This window comes from Rhizobium sp. 0TCS1.26, assembly GCF_050455525.1.
GTDB lineage: Bacteria > Pseudomonadota > Alphaproteobacteria > Rhizobiales > Rhizobiaceae > Neorhizobium.
This window is the reverse complement of sequence record NZ_JBCIYV010000003.1, coordinates 64,041-81,085: the sequence shown is the minus strand read 5'-3', so window position 1 is coordinate 81,085 and position 17,045 is coordinate 64,041. Positions and strand designations below refer to the sequence as shown.

Annotated in this window: 12 protein-coding genes; 6 read left to right on the top strand and 6 right to left on the bottom strand. The window is 62.8% G+C overall.

Going from position 1 to position 17,045, the window contains the following annotated elements; all coding sequences use genetic code 11:
- Both AAIH46_RS14535 and AAIH46_RS14530 read right to left on the bottom strand, forming a co-directional pair.
- Positions 1-1,686: a type I secretion system permease/ATPase gene (locus AAIH46_RS14535; protein WP_430306641.1), complete on the bottom strand. Its 1,686-nt coding sequence runs from the start codon at positions 1,684-1,686 to the stop codon at positions 1-3.
- Between the two features lie 69 nt (positions 1,687-1,755).
- Positions 1,756-2,079, bottom strand: coding sequence for a hypothetical protein (locus tag AAIH46_RS14530; protein ID WP_430306640.1), 324 nt, complete (start codon positions 2,077-2,079; stop codon positions 1,756-1,758).
- A gap of 569 nt (positions 2,080-2,648) precedes the next feature.
- Between AAIH46_RS14530 and AAIH46_RS14525 the strand changes: the two genes are divergently transcribed.
- Complete coding sequence (locus tag AAIH46_RS14525; RefSeq protein ID WP_430306639.1) at positions 2,649-4,244, top strand: hypothetical protein; 1,596 nt, start codon at positions 2,649-2,651, stop codon at positions 4,242-4,244.
- 102 nt (positions 4,245-4,346) lie between these two features.
- Here the strand turns inward: AAIH46_RS14525 and AAIH46_RS14520 are convergent, their stop codons facing one another.
- From AAIH46_RS14520 to denD, 4 genes are all read right to left on the bottom strand, one after another.
- Entirely contained in the window at positions 4,347-6,047 is a 1,701-nt protein-coding gene (locus tag AAIH46_RS14520) for a GAF domain-containing sensor histidine kinase (protein WP_430306638.1), read from the bottom strand.
- Between the two features lie 128 nt (positions 6,048-6,175).
- Positions 6,176-9,454 carry a DEAD/DEAH box helicase gene (locus tag AAIH46_RS14515; RefSeq protein WP_430306637.1) on the bottom strand — a complete coding sequence of 1,093 codons (3,279 nt, stop codon included), beginning with the start codon at positions 9,452-9,454 and terminating at the stop codon, positions 6,176-6,178.
- Between the two features lie 174 nt (positions 9,455-9,628).
- The gene (locus AAIH46_RS14510; RefSeq protein ID WP_430306636.1) at positions 9,629-10,522 is read right to left on the bottom strand and encodes an NAD(P)-dependent oxidoreductase; all 894 of its coding nucleotides are present in this window, start codon (positions 10,520-10,522) and stop codon (positions 9,629-9,631) included.
- A complete protein-coding gene (denD, locus tag AAIH46_RS14505) occupies positions 10,519-11,502 on the bottom strand; it encodes a D-erythronate dehydrogenase (RefSeq protein WP_430306635.1) in 984 nt (327 codons plus the stop codon). Before denD ends, AAIH46_RS14510 begins: the two co-directional genes overlap by 4 nt.
- Before the next feature lie 173 nt (positions 11,503-11,675).
- Here denD and AAIH46_RS14500 point away from each other — a divergent pair, with 173 nt between their 5' ends.
- The 5 genes from AAIH46_RS14500 to AAIH46_RS14480 all read left to right on the top strand — a co-directional run bounded on the left by AAIH46_RS14500 (position 11,676) and on the right by AAIH46_RS14480 (position 17,003).
- Positions 11,676-13,121, top strand: coding sequence for an FAD-binding oxidoreductase (locus tag AAIH46_RS14500; RefSeq protein ID WP_430306634.1), 1,446 nt, complete (start codon positions 11,676-11,678; stop codon positions 13,119-13,121).
- Positions 13,122-13,142: 21 nt separating this feature from the next.
- Entirely contained in the window at positions 13,143-13,862 is a 720-nt protein-coding gene (locus tag AAIH46_RS14495) for a FadR/GntR family transcriptional regulator (RefSeq protein ID WP_430307321.1), read from the top strand.
- 148 nt (positions 13,863-14,010) lie between these two features.
- Positions 14,011-15,171 (top strand): fumarylacetoacetate hydrolase family protein, encoded by a 1,161-nt coding sequence (locus tag AAIH46_RS14490; protein ID WP_430306633.1) that lies wholly within the window; start codon positions 14,011-14,013, stop codon positions 15,169-15,171.
- Between the two features lie 19 nt (positions 15,172-15,190).
- Complete coding sequence (locus AAIH46_RS14485; protein WP_430306631.1) at positions 15,191-15,724, top strand: TRAP transporter small permease; 534 nt, start codon at positions 15,191-15,193, stop codon at positions 15,722-15,724.
- A 1-nt stretch (position 15,725) separates the two neighbouring features.
- Complete coding sequence (locus tag AAIH46_RS14480; protein WP_430306629.1) at positions 15,726-17,003, top strand: TRAP transporter large permease; 1,278 nt, start codon at positions 15,726-15,728, stop codon at positions 17,001-17,003.
- The last annotated feature ends 42 nt before the right edge of the window (positions 17,004-17,045 follow it).

Here is a 17,045-nt window from a genome sequence, read left to right as displayed (position 1 = left end):
CTATGCCGCCGTCACGGGCGCTGCGGGTTCGACCATGGTTTCCTTGATGTGCGCATAGACCTCGTCCGGCGCGCCGTAACGCTCGACGCGGCCCGCCCGCATGAACATCAGCCGGTCCATCACATCGAGCACTGCCTGTCGGTGCGTGACGACGATCACTGTCGATCCATGCTTCTTCAGCGCCTCGATGGCTGCCCTAAGCCCCATCTCGCCCGCCGTATCGAGATTGGCGTTCGGCTCGTCGAGGACCAGCAGCGACGGCGCGCCGATCAGGGCTCGCGCCAGGCCGAGACGCTGGCGCTGACCACCCGACAGACCGACGCCCTCGGGCCCGAGTTCCGTGTCGTATTGCTGCGGCAGGGCCATGATCATGTCGTGAATACCGGCAACCTTGGCTGCACCTATGATCTTCTCGATTTCCGGCGTGCCGAAGCGCGCGATGTTTTCCCGCACCGTACCGGCAAACAGCCCGACATCCTGCGGCAGATAGCCGGCCTGCTGACCGAAGCGCGTATGATCCCATTTCGTGTATTCGATGCCGCCATAGGTCAGGGTGCCGGCGTCGGGACGCGTGGCACCGGCGAGCAGGCGCGCGAGAGTGCTCTTTCCCGAACCGCTGGGGCCGACGATGCCGACCGCACAGCCGGCCGGGATATCGAACGAAACGCCCTTGAGCACGGGCTTCCTTGCATTCGGAAACCTATAGACGATCTCCCGCGCGCTCAGCGCATTGCCGGCTTTTGGCACAATCGTGTGGACATTGCTTTCCGGCATGTCGAAGAGCAGCTTCTTGACCTCGCCATAGCCCAGCCGTGCCTCGGAAAACTGCTTCCAGGCGGCGACGCCCTGCTCCACCGGTACCAGTGCTCGTCCCATGATGATGCTGGAGGCGAAGATCGTCGCCGGTTGGATTGCGCCGTTGATCACCAGCCATGCACCAGTGCCCAGCATGCAGGCCTGCAGCATCAGTCTTGCGAAGCGGATCGCCGAGGAGATCGTCGCGTTCCGGTCGCTGGCGAAGGCTTGCGCCGTCAGCATCCGGTCGCGGTTGTCCAGCCAGTGGCGTTCGATGGACGGTTGCATTCCCATGGCCTGGATGACGTCGGCATGGCGCAGGATGTTTTCGGTAAAGCCATAGGAGCCGTTGGCCGCCTCCTCGGCCATCTTCAAGGTCGGCCGGGTCAGCTTTTCGTTGAGAAGCGCAAGGCCGAACAGACCGATGGCGCCAAGCGTCGCTATGCCACCCAGCAGCGGATGGATGAAGAACAGCAGCAGCAGATAGAGCGGTATCCAGGGCAGGTCGAAGGCGAAGTAGATGCCGGGCCCGGTGACGAAGGAGCGGAACTGGTCGAGCTGGCGCATCTGCTGCGAGCCGCGCGAAAATCCCTGATAGGCGGACTTCGCCACGAGTGCGCGAAACACGCGGCTGGCCATCTGCGTGTCGAACCTGATGCCCGAACGGATGAGCAACTGCGAGCGGGTCGCATCAAGCACCCCCATCGTCAGCAATGCCAGTGCCAATACCAGGGTCAGCAGCAGCAACGTCGTAACGTTCTCGCTCTCCAGCACCCTGTTGTAGATCTGCATGAGATAGAGCGGCGAGCTCAGATAGAGCAGGTTGATGAAGCCGCTGAACAATCCCGCCACCAGGAACTGGGGCGCCAGCTGCCGCAATGCGTCAGCCACTTCATTTCTTGTCTGCATAGTAAGGCCCACCTGAGAGAAGCGGCGGGACCGAAGTCCCGCCGTTCCATTTTAGACGAGGCCGCCGAGCAGACCACCGCCGCTTGAATCGGTGTCGGAGTAGTCGGCGCTGTCGCTCATGTCGCTCGACCAGTTTTCGGTCGGAGCCGACGCGTCGAGGCCAAGGCCGTCCACGAGAGTAAAGTGGCTGTCGTTCGCGCTTACATCCTCGCCGTTGCCGTCAGACGAGTAATCCGACGACGAGAAGCTGAGGATGTCGCCCGTCTCGACAGACAGGCTGGGATCGGTTGCGAAGGACGAAGTATTGTCAGACTCGTTGATCGAGCCGGATTCCTGGCTACCGTTGCTTCCCAGAAGTTCGTCGATAATAGACATGTTATAGTTCCTTACTGGTTCGTTACGTTCGCCACCGGGACCATTCGGTGCCGCTGACATGTATAGAACCAGAGGCCTTACATATTGTTTCCGAAATATTCGCCAAGGTTTGAGGTGATTTTGTGGAGATTACGGCCAAAACTTGATTCACCATATCGAGTATGCCGTAAGCGAGGCGTTTCCGTCCATCGATGCTTCGCGAAGTCGTTCGATACACTGCCGGCCCTGGGGGCCATTGAGGTACATCTACACCCGCAACAACATCTGCGAGTTCCTCCTGATGCGACACGAACTTCCTTGCGCCGTTCGGATATTAGCAACCCAACTGTCAGCTAGGCGTCAGGTTTCGCGCCTAGCCTGTCAAAATCGGTGCCGGAGGAGAATGGCACCGAGGAGGATATCCATGACAACAACCCTTGGCCGGCTGCTGCGTTACGCATAGCCGTATTTCCACGTCCCATGCTCGCACACCCCGTCGCAGCCGCTCGCTGCCGCGCGCGATCAGTTGCGACATGCGGCGGATTTAGTCCGAACACATCCCGGCAGCGATCCCGCAGAAAAGGAACCCCATGAAACAGACAATCGCCCTCGCCGCGCTCTCGCTGGCGTTCATGCCGATGCAAGCCGGTGCACAGGATGCAGGCCAGAAGATCGTCAACGACGGCACTCCGGCACCCGATTGCAGCGTGCATGTGAATGTCGACCGAAACGCCAGCCTGCCGGGCTACAAGGCGAAGTGGGATGACACCGAGGTGTGCCTGCCCTTCACCCCGACCAACCAGCTCGTCCCGGCCGGCACGACGGCGTCGCAGTTCTACGTCAAAGAGTTCTCGGACAGCCGCGTTCGCGAGAAGTGGGCGGCTTGCAAGGCCGATACCGCCTGCCGCGAGAAGACCATGACGGCGGCCAAGGGTTTTGCAAAATTCGAGCCGCGCGACACCGGCACGGTCGACAAAAAAGGCGTGATCGATTTCGATGGCAATGTGGACCTCGCATCCATTCGCCGCCCCGCCTATTTCGGCAAGGGCGCCTACTCCGAGGAGATCGCCAAGTCCGATCCGGCCGCCTATGTGGTGGAGTTCACGGCGCCCCGTGACAGCTACGAGATCCAGCACCTCAAGCTCTCCGGCGATATCAAGCTGCGCGGCTGGTATCTGAAGGGCGCCGGGATCACAGACGAAGCAGGCAACAAGCAGCGCGCGCTGGTGATCCTGAACAATGGTGGCGGCGGCGAAGTGACTGCCATCGACGATCCGGCAACGTCTCCCTTCAGCATTGACAAGGCGACCGGAAAATACACGCCGGCCGCCAGCGACAGCCTTTCGGAAGAACCCGGCATGCGCCACTGGCGCGGCTTCCTGCGGGATTTCAACGCTGCCGGCTTCGACGTGCTGATCACCGACCGCCGCGGCAACGGCATCTCCGGCGGCCGCAACGGCTTCAATACGGCCGAACAGGCGAACGACATGTTCCGCGAACTGGAGCAGCTGGACAGCGGGGACGGCCTTCGCGTCCTGGGTCCAGATGGAAAGCTGATGGCCGGGAAGGACGCCGCTAAAGTTCTGCTCGACGGCAAGTCGGCGCGTGATGTTCCGGTTGTCGTTGGCGGCTATTCGCGCGGATCGTATGCGACGCAGTGGTTCATGCACAAGAACTTCGTCGAGGACTGCAACTACGATCTCGCCGCCCCCGTCTGCGGGGCAAAGCGCGGCTTGGACAACGTCAAGGGCGCCATCCTTTACGGCCCGAATTCGGCAGGCCTCGGATATCGTCTGGCCGGCCACGATGCCGTCGAAGGCGCCCTGCGCGTTGAGTTCAACACGACCTACTACGTCGATTCCGGTGTCTTCGCGAATGTCGACAAGTGGCCCGCGCTGCAGATCGTCAAGGGCAGCTGGGACTATGTCGAAGGGCTCGAAGGATCGTTCGCCACCTATCAACGGGTCTCCGGATTGAAGGATATCTCCGTCTTCCTCGGTCCGCACATCCTGCAGACGCAGAACCCCGAGAACATGGCATTCGCCGGAGAGCGCATGGTCGCCTTCGCCAAGGCCGCGGCGCTTGGCCAGAAAACGATGCCCGGCAGCGTCGAGCCGAAGACGCTGAAGGACCTCGTCACCTCGGTGCCGCACCATTGGGAACTGTCGATGCAGAAGCAGCAGTAGCGCTATAGCGCCTGAACAGGCTCCGGCGGGCACTCCGCCGGAGTTTATCCACATCCAGTGGAGCATGATGCTTGGGAGGCCCGGCAAATTCCGATAGGCCGTTCAGGAGGCGAGACGCATCCGGAACGTGAAGCAGGTCTCCGCATCATCCGACCGGACATCGATCCTGCCGCCGTGGGCCTTGGCAATTTCTGAGGCAATGTAGAGACCGAGCCCCAGCCCCTGGACGCCGGACTTGGCATCGCCACGGCGGAAGGGATGAAAGAGCATCTCGATCTGGTCTGCAGGGATCGGACGTCCGCCATTGCTGACGGATACCTCTAGCTCGCCATTCACCATCAGTCCGGACACGTTGATCGGCTGACCTTGCGCGCCGTGGGTGATGGCGTTGGAGAGCAGGTTGGAGAACATCTGCGCCATTCGCATGTGGTCGAGCTCGACGTTCTGACCGAATGCGAAGGAAGCATTGACCTCCCGGTCCGGATAGGCGGCCTTCAGTTCATCCGTCGCGTGCTGGAGCGTCTCATTGAGATCACCATCCTGAACGTTGAGAACAATGCCCCCACCAAGCCGTGACCGGGCCAGATCAAGGATATTGTCGACCAGGCCGGACATGCGGGAGATGCTGGTCTTCATCAGCTTGAGGATCAGCGGGCTACGATCCGTAAATCCTTCCTTGATCAGCCGTGATGTTCCGGCATTGACGGCGGCGATCGGGTTTCGGAGGTCATGGCCGAGCACGGCGATGAACTGCTCGCGAAACAATGCCAGTTCCCGCTCCTGCGACAGCGACGCCTCGGTCGCCTTCAGCCGCTCGTCGGCATCGAGATGATGGGCAATCAGCTCGGCAAACAGCTTGAATGCGCCGAGCACCTGGGGATTGTTGACGGTCGCGGGATTGGGATCGATGGCGCATAGGGTGCCCCAGAAGCTCCCGTTGCCCAGGATGATCGGCACCGAAATATAACCACGCAGCCCGTAGATGCGCGGCGTATGGTGATCGCAGTAGACGCCATCGGCAGTCGCGTCGTCGAAGACGACTGGCTGGCGATGGTCGCGAATCTCGTTGCACAGCGTGCTTTCGATCGGCAGTTCGTCGCCCGGACCGAGCCCGAACCCGACGTGATCGAGCGCGCTGCAGGTAACCCACCGGCTGTCCGTCACCCGCGCCACGGCGGCAAATCCCATGCCCGTCATCCGCAGAACGACGTCAAGGATGGCGGGCACCGCGGCGATGCCGGAGACGGTTGCGATATCTCGTGAGAAGTCGCCCACTCTCTCTGCCGGAGCGGCAACCGTGTGGGCGTGAAAGCCGATGTTCTCGACAGCGATGGCAGCGGCCTCCGCCAGCGCCTCGAGCGTCTCGACTTCCCATCGGGACGGCTCGTAGGTCTGCGACCAATAGGCCCCGATCGCGCCGACCGGATCTTCAGCCCGGATTGGCGCCATCGCAACCGCCCGGACGAACGTCCGTTGGTAGAGTTCCGTAGGAATACGAGGGTCTTTCGCAATGTCTGCGATCACGACTGTCTGCCGGTGGATCATTGCCCAGCCAGAGACACAGGTTGAAATCGGAAACTTCTGCCCTTTCCAGAGCGGACCGATCGCATCTTCGTCCACGTAATGGCAAAGATCGCCTTCCCGGCGAATGACGGCAATCCCCTCGCAGCCGATCAACAGGCGCGCGCTCGCACGGATCGTCTCGACCATCTCCTCGATGCTGCGAGAACGGGCGATGCGCGACGCCGCCTTCGTCAGGCTGGCGAGCGGGGTCGAGCGGTCAGTGATCTGATCCAGAGCCATTGTCGTCCTTTCTACCAAGGAACGATGGGCGGTCGTGCTTCGGGCCCGGCATCTTCGCATGATACGGCCAGAACGGAAAGCGAAACCTGACAATGGCTTCGGATGGTCCGGGCCCGCCGACAGCCCGCTTATGGATCAGACAGGAGCGTCTCGACTAGCGCCATCCTCTCTGCCGGCGTCGCCGTCGCTTGCTCGAAGATCAGCCGGCCGTCGCGGAGGTCTGCCTTGTTGGATCGCGTCAGCAGCTTCAGCGTCTTTGCTGCGGGCTTCCCGGTAAATGTAAGTGCAAGCGCACGCGGGCCACCATCCACCTTGGCTATGCCAAGCCGGGTCGCCCTGATGCGCAGCCGGGCGAGGCGAAACAGCGTCGAGACTTCATCCGGCAGTTCCCCGAACCGGTCCTCGAACTCTTCAACGAAGCGGTCGATCTCCGCCTCGTCCGCGGCTCGGAACAAGCGGGCGTAGAGGTTGAGCCGCACGGCGGCGTCCGACACGTATTCCTGCGGGATGGTACCGGCAATTCCAAGGTTCAGGGCAGCAGCCTGGTCCTCCATTGACGTCGACTTGGCCGAAGCCTTGACCGCCCGTTCGAGGAGCTTCTGATAGAGACTGACGCCGATCAGCCGCATGTGGCCCGCCTGGTCTTCGCCGGCAATATCCCCGGCACCCCGCAGATCGAGATCCTGCATGCTGATCGCAAGGCCGGCGCCGAGACGGTCGTTCTCCACCATCGTTGCGAGCCGCAACCGAGTCTCCTCCGGGAGCTCGTCGCTCTCGGTGGTAAGGTAAGCCATGCCCTGAGCCTTGCCGCGTCCGACACGGCCGCGCAACTGATGCAGTTGCGCCAGGCCGAAGCGGTCGGACCGCCAGATGAAGATCGTGTTGGCGCGCGGCACGTCGAGACCGCTTTCGATGATGTTGGTTGACAGCAGCACGTCGCCGTCACCATCGGCGAAGCGGACCATGACCTCGTCCATCTCCGCAGCTTTCATCTTGCCGTGCGCGACGCGGAGCGACAGTTCCGGCACGATTTCCCCGAGCATCGTGCGCACAGGATCGAGGTCCTCGATCTGCGGCACGACGAGGAAGCTCTGGCCGCCGCGACGATATTCGCGCATCAGCGCGACCCGCATCGCCGCGCGATCAACGGGAGTGAGCGAGGTCCTCACCGGCCGCCGCTTCGACGGCGCAGTTGCCAGAATGCTGACGTCCTGCACGCCGATCATCGCCGATTGCAGCGTCCGCGGGATCGGTGTCGCCGACATGGTCAGCGTGTGCAGGAGCGGCGCCATCGCCTTCATTGCCTGCTTCTCTCGCGTCCCGAAGCGGTGCTCTTCATCGACGATCAGGAGGCCGAGATGCGCAAAACGCACGTCCTTCGCGAGGATGGCCTGGGTCGCCACCACGATGCCGACTGCTCCGCTGGCGAGACCCTCCTTGACTTCCTTGGCAAGCTTCGGCTCGACAACGCGTGATAGCATCGCGACGTGGATCCCGGTGCCCGCGAACCGCCGCTCGAAGGTGGTGAAATGCTGGCGCGCAAGGACGGTCGTCGGTGCGATGAGAACGACCTGACCACCGGCAAGAGCAACGGCGGCAGCGGCACGCAGCGCGACCTCGGTCTTGCCGAAGCCGACATCGCCACAGATCAACCGGCTCATGACGGTGCCGGAAGCGAGGTCCTGCAGCAAGGCATCGATTGCCGCGATCTGGTGGGCGGTTTCCGTGTAGGGGAACCGACGGGCAAATTTTGCATACTCGGCGCGCGGCGGCACGAAGGCTTCAGCCGTGGCATCCCGGCGCTGCTTGGCAAGCCGCATAAGATGGCGGGCAGCGGTGCGGATATCCGTGTCGATCTCAGCACGGCGCTTCGACCAGGCTTCGGTGTGCAGCCGATCGAGCGTCACGGCTTCCGGTTCCGATCCGTAGCGCCAGAGCTTGCCGAACTCGTCCATCGGCACGAGCAGCGATGCGCCATCGCGATATTCGAGGCGTGCCGCATCCCGGACGACATCTTCCACGGTGACGGTATCGAGGCTCTTCAGCACGCCGATGCCGTGGTCTTCGTGAACCACGACGTCTCCCAGCTGAAGCTCCGGCTCGGCGAGACGCGCCGCAACCTCCGTCGCTTCCGCCAGTTCGCCGAGGATGTCCCGCACGGTGACTACGCTCAATGGCCCATCTGCAAAGCCGCGATCCAGCGGGCATGCAAGCTTCAGGAGCGCACCCGGATCCTGCACCGCCCATTGCTTGAACGTCGCGAGCGGCTGGACCTTGGTATCCGAGTCGCGCTCCAGACGCCTTGTCAGACGGTCGACATTCTCGCCGCTGCCGGCCAGCACGACCGTGCGTCCCGACTGCTTCTCGTCCCGCACAAAGCTTAGGAACATACGGCGAGGGTTGGCGTCGTCGCTGAATTTCGGAAGCGCTCTGGCCGCGCTGAAGTCGAGATCAAACCGGGACCGATCGCTGACGGCGCTCGTCCACCCGGATCGGTTGAGATACAGCGAGTGCGCGATGCTCCTCTCCTCGCCATCGAAACGCCGGCGCGCCTGACGCGCCTCCTCGATGATGTCGAGATAGCTGCTGAGCCTGTCGTCGTAGCCGTCCTCGAAAGCGATGTCGGCATCACCGATCAGGTCAAAGACCGTCGAAAGCTCGCCATACACCTGGAACAGCCGACGCTCCGAGACGTCGCATTGCGGCACTGCCTCGTCGACGGCCTGTAAGTCGGCCTCCAGGGTAACGGCTTCCGAGGCCGGTCCGAACACCATCACTTCAGCGTTGTTCGTCGTTCGCTGGGTGCCGGGGTCGTAGGATCTCAGCTCCGAGATCGTCGTGTCCTCGTCGAGGATGATCCGCATCGGCACCGATGCGCCGGCTGGGAAAATGTCGATAACATCGTCGCGAAATGCCAGTTCGCCGGGCTCGTCGACAATGCCGTCTTCGATATATCCGGTGCGCCGGACAAACCGGTCGAATGCCTCACGATCGAAAAGATCTCCGACGGCAAGCTTGAACCAGCTATCCCGGACGACTGTCGCCGGCGGCACGCGTTGAAGGCCCGCATCGAGGGAGGTGATCAGCAATCGCGGTTTCGTCGACGGCTGCAACCAGACGCGCAGCGCGTCCATCCGCCGTCCCATGGACTGTCTGGACGGGGGCACCCTGTCATAGGGAAGACAGTCCCAGGGTGGCAGGACGACTATATCCAGATCCGGATCGAGGCAGCGGATCGCATCGGCGATCCTGCCGGCGGAACTCTCGCTCAGTGCCACGTAGACGCGCGACCGGTCGGATGTCTCGAATGTTTCGATGAGCTTAGCGGCAATCAGCGCAGCGGCGGGCCTGCTCGTCGGCTTTGGTCGATCGACCTCCGCCCGACCGGGATACTCTATTACGCGCAACGCAACCTCCAACCCATTTCGCCCTGTTCAGGAGGCGCCGGCACATGCCGTGCCCCTAAACCAAGCCAGGTGGATGATGGTTCCTTAGACTTTCACGCGTCCGGCACCGCTTGAACGTCGAGGCAGATGCGACCGGCCGGCAGGATGATGCCGGCCTTTCGCAATCTTGCAGCGTCAGACCTTGCGGTTCAGGTCTTCAAGATGGAGCAGCAGACCGCTATGGTCCTTCTCGCCACCACCGCCGGAGACGAAGTCGGTATATTCCGCCTGAACTGTGGTGGTCAGCGGAAGTTGTAGTGCAAGCTCTTCGGCGAGCGCGATGACGGCATTCAGATCCTTCAGCTGGTTCCTCGACGAGCCGCCAGGCTGGAAATTGCGGTCCACCATGCGCTGCCCATGCAATTCCAGGATCCGGCTTTCGGCAAACCCGCCCCGGATCGCATTGCGGAAGGCTTCACGCGAAGCGCCGCCCGCCTCGACCAGGATCATCGCCTCGGCGACTGCGCCGATCGTCACCGCGACGATCTGCTGGTTGGCGAGCTTGCACACCTGGCCGGCGCCGCTCGGCCCCACATGCGTCACGCGGCCAAGCGCGGCGAACACATCGCCTAGTTCCTCGACGACAGCGGCATCGCCGCCCGCCATGATCGCCAGCGTGCCGGCTTGCGCGCCGACGACGCCGCCGGAAACCGGGGCGTCGAGGTGGCGGATGCCACGCGCACCCAGCCGCGCCGCGTGATCGCGGGCGATTGGCGGGGCGATCGAGCTGGTGTCGACGACGATGGCGCCGTTCTTCAGGGCATCGACGACGCCCGCGTCGAACAGCACCTCGCCGACCACCCTGCCGTCGGTCAGCATGGTGAACACCACGTCCGCGTCGCGCACCGCTTCGACCGGAGATGCGGCAACGGTTGCGCCGTCGGCCGCAAGTGCCTCGGCCTTGGCCGGGTCACGGTTCCAGACGGTGAGCGGATAGCCGGCTTTGGCAAGCCGCCTCGCCATCGGCGCGCCCATCAGTCCGGTGCCGAGAAAGGCGATCCGCCTCGTCGGAGACGTATCGGAGGTCATAGCTTGCCTCCCAGCTCATCCTCGATGTGCACCTGGATGATTTCGTCGAAGTTCTTCTCCGAGGTGAAGCCGAGTTCGGTCGCGCGCTTGGCCTCGAAGCCGGGCGCCCAACCGGCGACCATTTTCATGATCGCCTCGTCCGGCTGGCGACGGATCAACTGTACGGCCTTCTCGCCGGCGACCCGCCGCAAGGCCTCGATCTGCTCGCCGACCGTTGCGCTGACACCCGGCATGGACAGGCTGCGGCGCCAACCGAGCTTCGACAGATCGAGCCCCGCGCCGTGGATCAGGAACCCGACGGCCGAGCGCGGCGACGTATGCCAGTGGCGGACGTCGTCGGACACCGGCAGGATCGCCTCTTGCCCGACGAGCGGCTCGCGCAGAATTCCGGAAAAGAAGCCGGAGGCAGCCTTGTTCGGCTTGCCGGGACGGATGCAGACCGTCGGCAGGCGGATGCCGATGCCATCGAAGAAGCCGCGGCGGCTGTAGTCGGCCAGCAGCAGCTCGCTGATCGCCTTCTGCGTGCCGTAGCTCGTCAGCGGCGTCAGGTGGTACTCGTCCGGGATCGGATAGGGCAGCGGCGCACCAACGACGGCGATCGACGAGGTAAACACGACGCGCGGGAAATAGCCGTCCGCCTGGTTTGCGATGCGGATGGCGTCGAACAGATAGCGCGTGCCGTCGAGGTTGATCCGGTAGCCCTTGTCGAAATCCTGCTCCGCCTCGCCGGATACGATGGCCGCGAGATGGAAGATAACGTCCGGACGCGAAACGATCAACGCCTCCGCTTCGCCGGGCGCGCTGAAATCGCATTCGCGTGCGGCAACGCTTCCGGCAAATCCGGCCGGCGCGTCCGGTTTGACGACGTCGACCAGCGTCAGCGCGTCGATGGGCTGACCGTTCAGGCCGCCTTCCGAAACCAGACGCTGGGTCAGCTTGCGGCCTACCATGCCGGCCGCACCGATGATCAGGATATGCATGTCTTCCTCCCATACAGCCGTGGATGCACCACGACTTTCTCCTTGTAAGGTTGTCTGATAACCCTGTATGCTTCGCTTGAAAACAGGTTTTTTGCCTCTGGCCCAACCAGGCGCAAGAAACACGCATACGGCCTCGGACTGGCATTGCAGATCGCGAGGGAGGAGAGGAACCGATGACTGAAGCACCGCGCTCGATCGCCGAGCAGCGCCTTTCGCTATGCTCCGTTCTGGGCGAAGACCTTGTCCTGACCGGATCGGAGGACATGCTCCGCTATTGCCGGGACTGGCACGGCGACGTCACAACCGGCGCGGTCGCGGTGATCCGACCGCGAACGACGCAAGACGTCCAGGCCGCTGTGAAGGCCTGCCGCGAACTTGGCCTGTTCATCGTGCCGCAGGGTGGCAATACCGGCCTTGTGCTCGGTGCAACGCCCGACGACCCGGAACGCCAGGTGGTTCTGACTCTGGAGCGAATGAACAAGATCCGCAACATCGACAGCGACGATTTCTCCGCCGTCGTCGAGGCGGGATGCATCCTGACTGAACTCAAGGATGCGGTAGCGGCGAAGGGCATGTTCTTCCCGCTGGCGCTGGGCGCCCAGGGCAGCTGCCGCATCGGCGGCAACGTCTCGACCAATGCCGGCGGAATCAACGTGCTGCGCTACGGCATGACGCGCGAGCTGGTGCTCGGCCTCGAGGTGGTTCTGCCGGACGGCAGCGTCTTCGACGGCCTCTCGACACTGCGCAAGGACAATCGCGGCCTCGACCTCAAGCAGCTGTTCATAGGCGCGGAAGGCACGCTCGGCATCATCACGGCGGTGTCGATCAAGCTGACGCCCTACCCCGACAATGTTGCCACCGCACTCGTGGCGCTGAATTCGCTCGACGACGCCATCACGCTCTACCGCCGGGCGCGGCGCGACTGCTGCGACCTGATGTCAGCCTTCGAATTCATGCCGCCGCTCGCGTTCACTCTGGCGCAGGAAGCGATGCCCGATCTGCCGATCCCGCTTTCCGGCGAGTTCCCGGCCTATGTGCTGATGGAGATCTCCGGCTCCGGTCTGGTGGATATCGACGACCTCATGCACCGCTTCCTGGAAGGCGTCATGTCCGACGGTCTCGTTGTCGACGGCACGATCGCTACATCACAAGCACAGGCGCGCAATCTGTGGCTGATCCGCGAAGGCATGAATGAGGGTCAGGCCAAGCGCGGCAGCCATATGCGCACCGACATCTCCGTGCCCCTGTCGCGGCTCGCTTCCTTCGTCGCCGATGCGGAGGCCGCCGTCAGCGCGGCACTTCCCGATTGCACCAGCGTCTCCTACGGTCATGTCGGCGACGGTAACGTCCACCTGAACGTCCTTCCGCCGAATGGCGCGACGCCAGAGGAACGCAACGAGCGGATCTACAAGGCGAAGAAGGTCGTCAATGTGGTGGTCGACCAATATGGTGGCAGCATCAGCGCCGAACACGGGATCGGCCGCCTGAAGCGCGACGACTTCGAGGAGCGTCTCTCGGACACTAAGCGAAGCCTGCTGGTTGCCATCAAGAAGGCGATCGACCCGGATCTCATTCTCAATCCGCATTGCCAGATCGATCTCGCTCCGGCTAATCACTAGGCCGGAGTGAGGGGAACGAGGATCGCAATGGCGGATTTCACGCAGATCAAGCGGAGCGAGCACCTGCCGATGCGCATTGCCGGGGAAATCGGCCGTGAGATCGCCGAGGGTCGCATCAAGCCCGGGCAGAAGCTTCCGACGGAACATCTTCTGGCGAGCACGTTCGGTGTCAGTCGCTCGGTCGTTCGCGAGGCCATCGCCCACCTTCGCAACGAAGGCCTCGTCGAGACCCGGCAAGGGGTCGGCGCCTTCGCAACCGAAATCCAGCAGCGTCAGTCGATTCGGATCGATTCCGGGCCGCCAGGCGACCGCGACGCATTTCGCGACCTGTTCCAGGTGCGGTATACCCTGGAAACCGAAGCCGCCGGGCTCGCAGCCCTTCATCATTCGGAAGACGACCTTGCCCGGCTGGATGAACTGCTGAGCCAGATGTCGGGCGCCGAGCGATGGACGGACCAGGGGATCGTTGCCGACCTGGCGTTTCACCGGGCGGTTTCGGCAGCGACCCGCAACGAATATTTCCAGCAGTTCATCGGCTTCATCGCCGAGAGGACGCATATCGCCATCAATGCAGCACGGGCTGCCGCCATCCTCGAGGAGATCGTCGAGGTGACGATCGCCGAGCATGTTGCTATCCGCGATGCCATTGCCACCGGCGATCCGCTAGCCGCGAAGGCCGCGATGAGGCATCATCTGGACGGCGCTGCCCGACGCCTTAACCTGGAGTTGGAAATGGTCTAGATGGTAGGCCGGTCGGCTTTCCTTTGGATGAGCTTCGACCTCTTCTAGACAGAATGGAAAAGTCATACTAAAACGGCGCACTACGTTGTCGGACATCTGACAACGACGAGAGGGTGGAGGCCCTCTTGATCACCAAGGGAGGATTTTCGTGGCGCATCAGAATGCCCTGTCGTCGGACACCATCTTGCCGGTCGATGCATCGAACGCATTGCTGGTCGGACGCGTATGGTCGAAATCCGCCGATGGCCCCTGCCCCGTTCTGTTGTCGGACGGGCGTCTCCTCGACCTCTCTTCCCTCGCACCGACGCTGTCGATGCTTCTGGAGATCGACGGTCTGGTCGAGACGCTTTCCGCCAAGACCTCATTTGCCGATCTCGGCAGCCTCGACGATTTCCTGAACGGCACTGCCGGCGAACTTCTGGCGCCAGCCGACCTGCAGGCGATCAAGGCCGCCGGAGTGACCTTTGCCAACAGCATGCTGGAACGGGTCATCGAGGAACAGGCCAAGGGCGACCCCCTGCATGCGCAGGAAATCCGCGGGCGTCTGGCGCCGGTGCTCGGCGACAACCTCAAGGGTCTGACCGCCGGTTCTGAGAAAGCTGCCGAAGTGAAGGCGCTGCTGCAGGAGATGGGCCTCTGGTCGCAGTATCTCGAAGTCGGCATCGGCCCGGATGCGGAAATCTTCACCAAGGCCCAGCCGATGTCCTCCGTCGGCTGCGGATCTGCGGTCGGCATCCATCCCAAATCGGACTGGAACAATCCCGAGCCCGAAGTCGTGCTCGCCATCACCTCGAAGGGTGAGATCATCGGCGCGACGCTCGGCAACGACGTCAACCTGCGCGACTTCGAAGGCCGCTCGGCACTGCTGCTGAGCAAGGCCAAGGACAATAACGCTTCCTGTTCGGTCGGACCGTTCATCCGCCTGTTCGACGGCAGGTTCACGCTGGAAGACGTCAAGGCCGCCGAGATCAGCCTTTCGGTCAAGGGCACTGACGGTTTCGAGATGACCGGCGTCAGCCCGATGCGCGCCATCAGCCGCTCGCCGGAAGACCTCACATCACAACTGCTCAATCGCAGTCACCAGTACCCGGATGGCGCGCTGCTGTTCCTCGGCACGATGTTCGCACCCGTCAAGGACCGCCGCGGCAAGGGAATGGGCTTCACGCACGAGATCGGCGACATCGTCGAGATCTCCAGCCCGACACTCGGGCGTCTGATCAACCGGGTGGAATACAGCGATAAATGCCCGGAATGGAATTTCGGAATAACGGCACTGATGAAGAACCTGGCCCGGCGCGGGCTGCTGTAGGAGGCATCGGGGGGAGACAATGCACAAGACAATCGATCTATTTTACCGGTTCCTCGAGATCCTGCTGATCCTGCTCTTGTCAGGCATGGCACTGATGGTGTTCGGCAACGTCATCCTCCGCTACGGCTTCAATTCCGGCCTGACGGTATCCGACGAACTGTCACGCTACTTCTTCGTCTGGCTCACCTTCATCGGCGCGGTCGTCGCTTTCCGTGAATACGGTCACCTGGGGGTCGAGACGCTCGTGGCGATGTTCGGCCGCAAGGGCCGGATCTTCTGCATGATCCTCAGCAACCTGACGATCATCCTGTGCTCGGGGATCTTCTTCTGGGGCACATGGGTGCAGCTGCCGATCAACTCCAGCATGGTCGCCCCGGTGACCGGCCTGTCGATGGCCTGGGTCTATGGCGTCGGCTTCTTTACCGGCGCAGGCTGCCTGCTGATATCACTGGAGCGGCTTGTGCGGCTTGTGACGGGCCGCGTGACGGACGACGAGATTGCGGCATTCGCCGGCGAAAACATGACCATCGAGCAGATGGCGGAGCGGACCTGATATGACCCTACTCGTCTTCGTCGGCTCACTGCTTGGCGCCATGGCCATCGGCGTGCCGGTCGCCTTCTCGCTGATGTTCTGCGGCGTCGTGCTCATGTGGTTCATGGGCATGTTCAATTCGCAGATCATCGCCCAGAACATGATCGCGGGTGCCGACACTTTCACCCTGCTTGCCATTCCCTTCTTCATCCTCGCCGGCGAACTGATGAATTCCGGCGGCCTGTCAAAGCGCATCATCGATTTCGCCATCGCGCTTGTCGGCCACATCCGCGGCGGCCTCGGCATCGTCGCCATCGTTGCGGCCCTGATCATGGCCAGCATCTCCGGCTCGGCTGCCGCCGATACGGCAGCGCTTGCCGCCATCCTCATCCCGATGATGGCCAAGGCCGGCTACAACATTCCCCGTTCGGGCGGCCTGATCGCCGCTGGCGGCATCATCGCGCCGGTCATTCCGCCGTCGATGGCCTTCATCGTCTTCGGTGTCGCGGCTAACGTCTCGATCACCCAGCTGTTCATGGCCGGCATCGTGCCGGGCCTGCTGATGGGCCTTTCTCTGATCGGCACCTGGCTCTACGTCGTGCGCAAGGACAACATCCAGCCGCTGCCGAAGGCTTCCAGCAAGGAGCGGGTAACGGCGACCGGCCGTGCGCTCTGGGCGCTTGGCATGCCCGTCATCATTCTCGGCGGCATCAAGGCCGGCGTCGTGACGCCGACCGAAGCCGCCGTCGTTGCCGCCGTCTACGCGATGTTCGTCGGCATGGTGATCTACCGTGAGCTGAAGCCACGCGACCTTCCGCAGGTCATCCTGCGCGCCGCCAAGACCACATCCGTCATCATGTTCCTCGTCTGCGCCGCGCTGGTTTCGGCCTGGCTCATCACCGCGGCCAACATCCCGGCCGAAATCACCGGCTACATCGAACCGCTGATCGACCGTCCGAAGCTGCTGATGCTGGCAATCATGGTCCTCGTGCTGGTCGTCGGGACGGCGCTCGACCTGACGCCGACGATCCTGATCCTGACGCCGGTGCTGATGCCGATCATCAAGCAGGCGGGCATCGACCCCGTCTACTTCGGCGTGATGTTCATCATGAACAACTGCATCGGGCTTATCACGCCGCCGGTCGGCGTGGTGCTGAACGTCGTCAGCGGCGTCGGCCGCATTCCGCTCGGCAAGGTCACGATCGGGGTTGCGCCGTTCCTGCTCACCCAGACGGTTCTGCTGCTGCTGCTCGTGGCATTTCCGGAAATTGTTACCGTGCCGGCTCAATGGCTGCGTTGACCGGCGCCGACTTCACCGCTTCTACTTCAACTGTCCAAATGG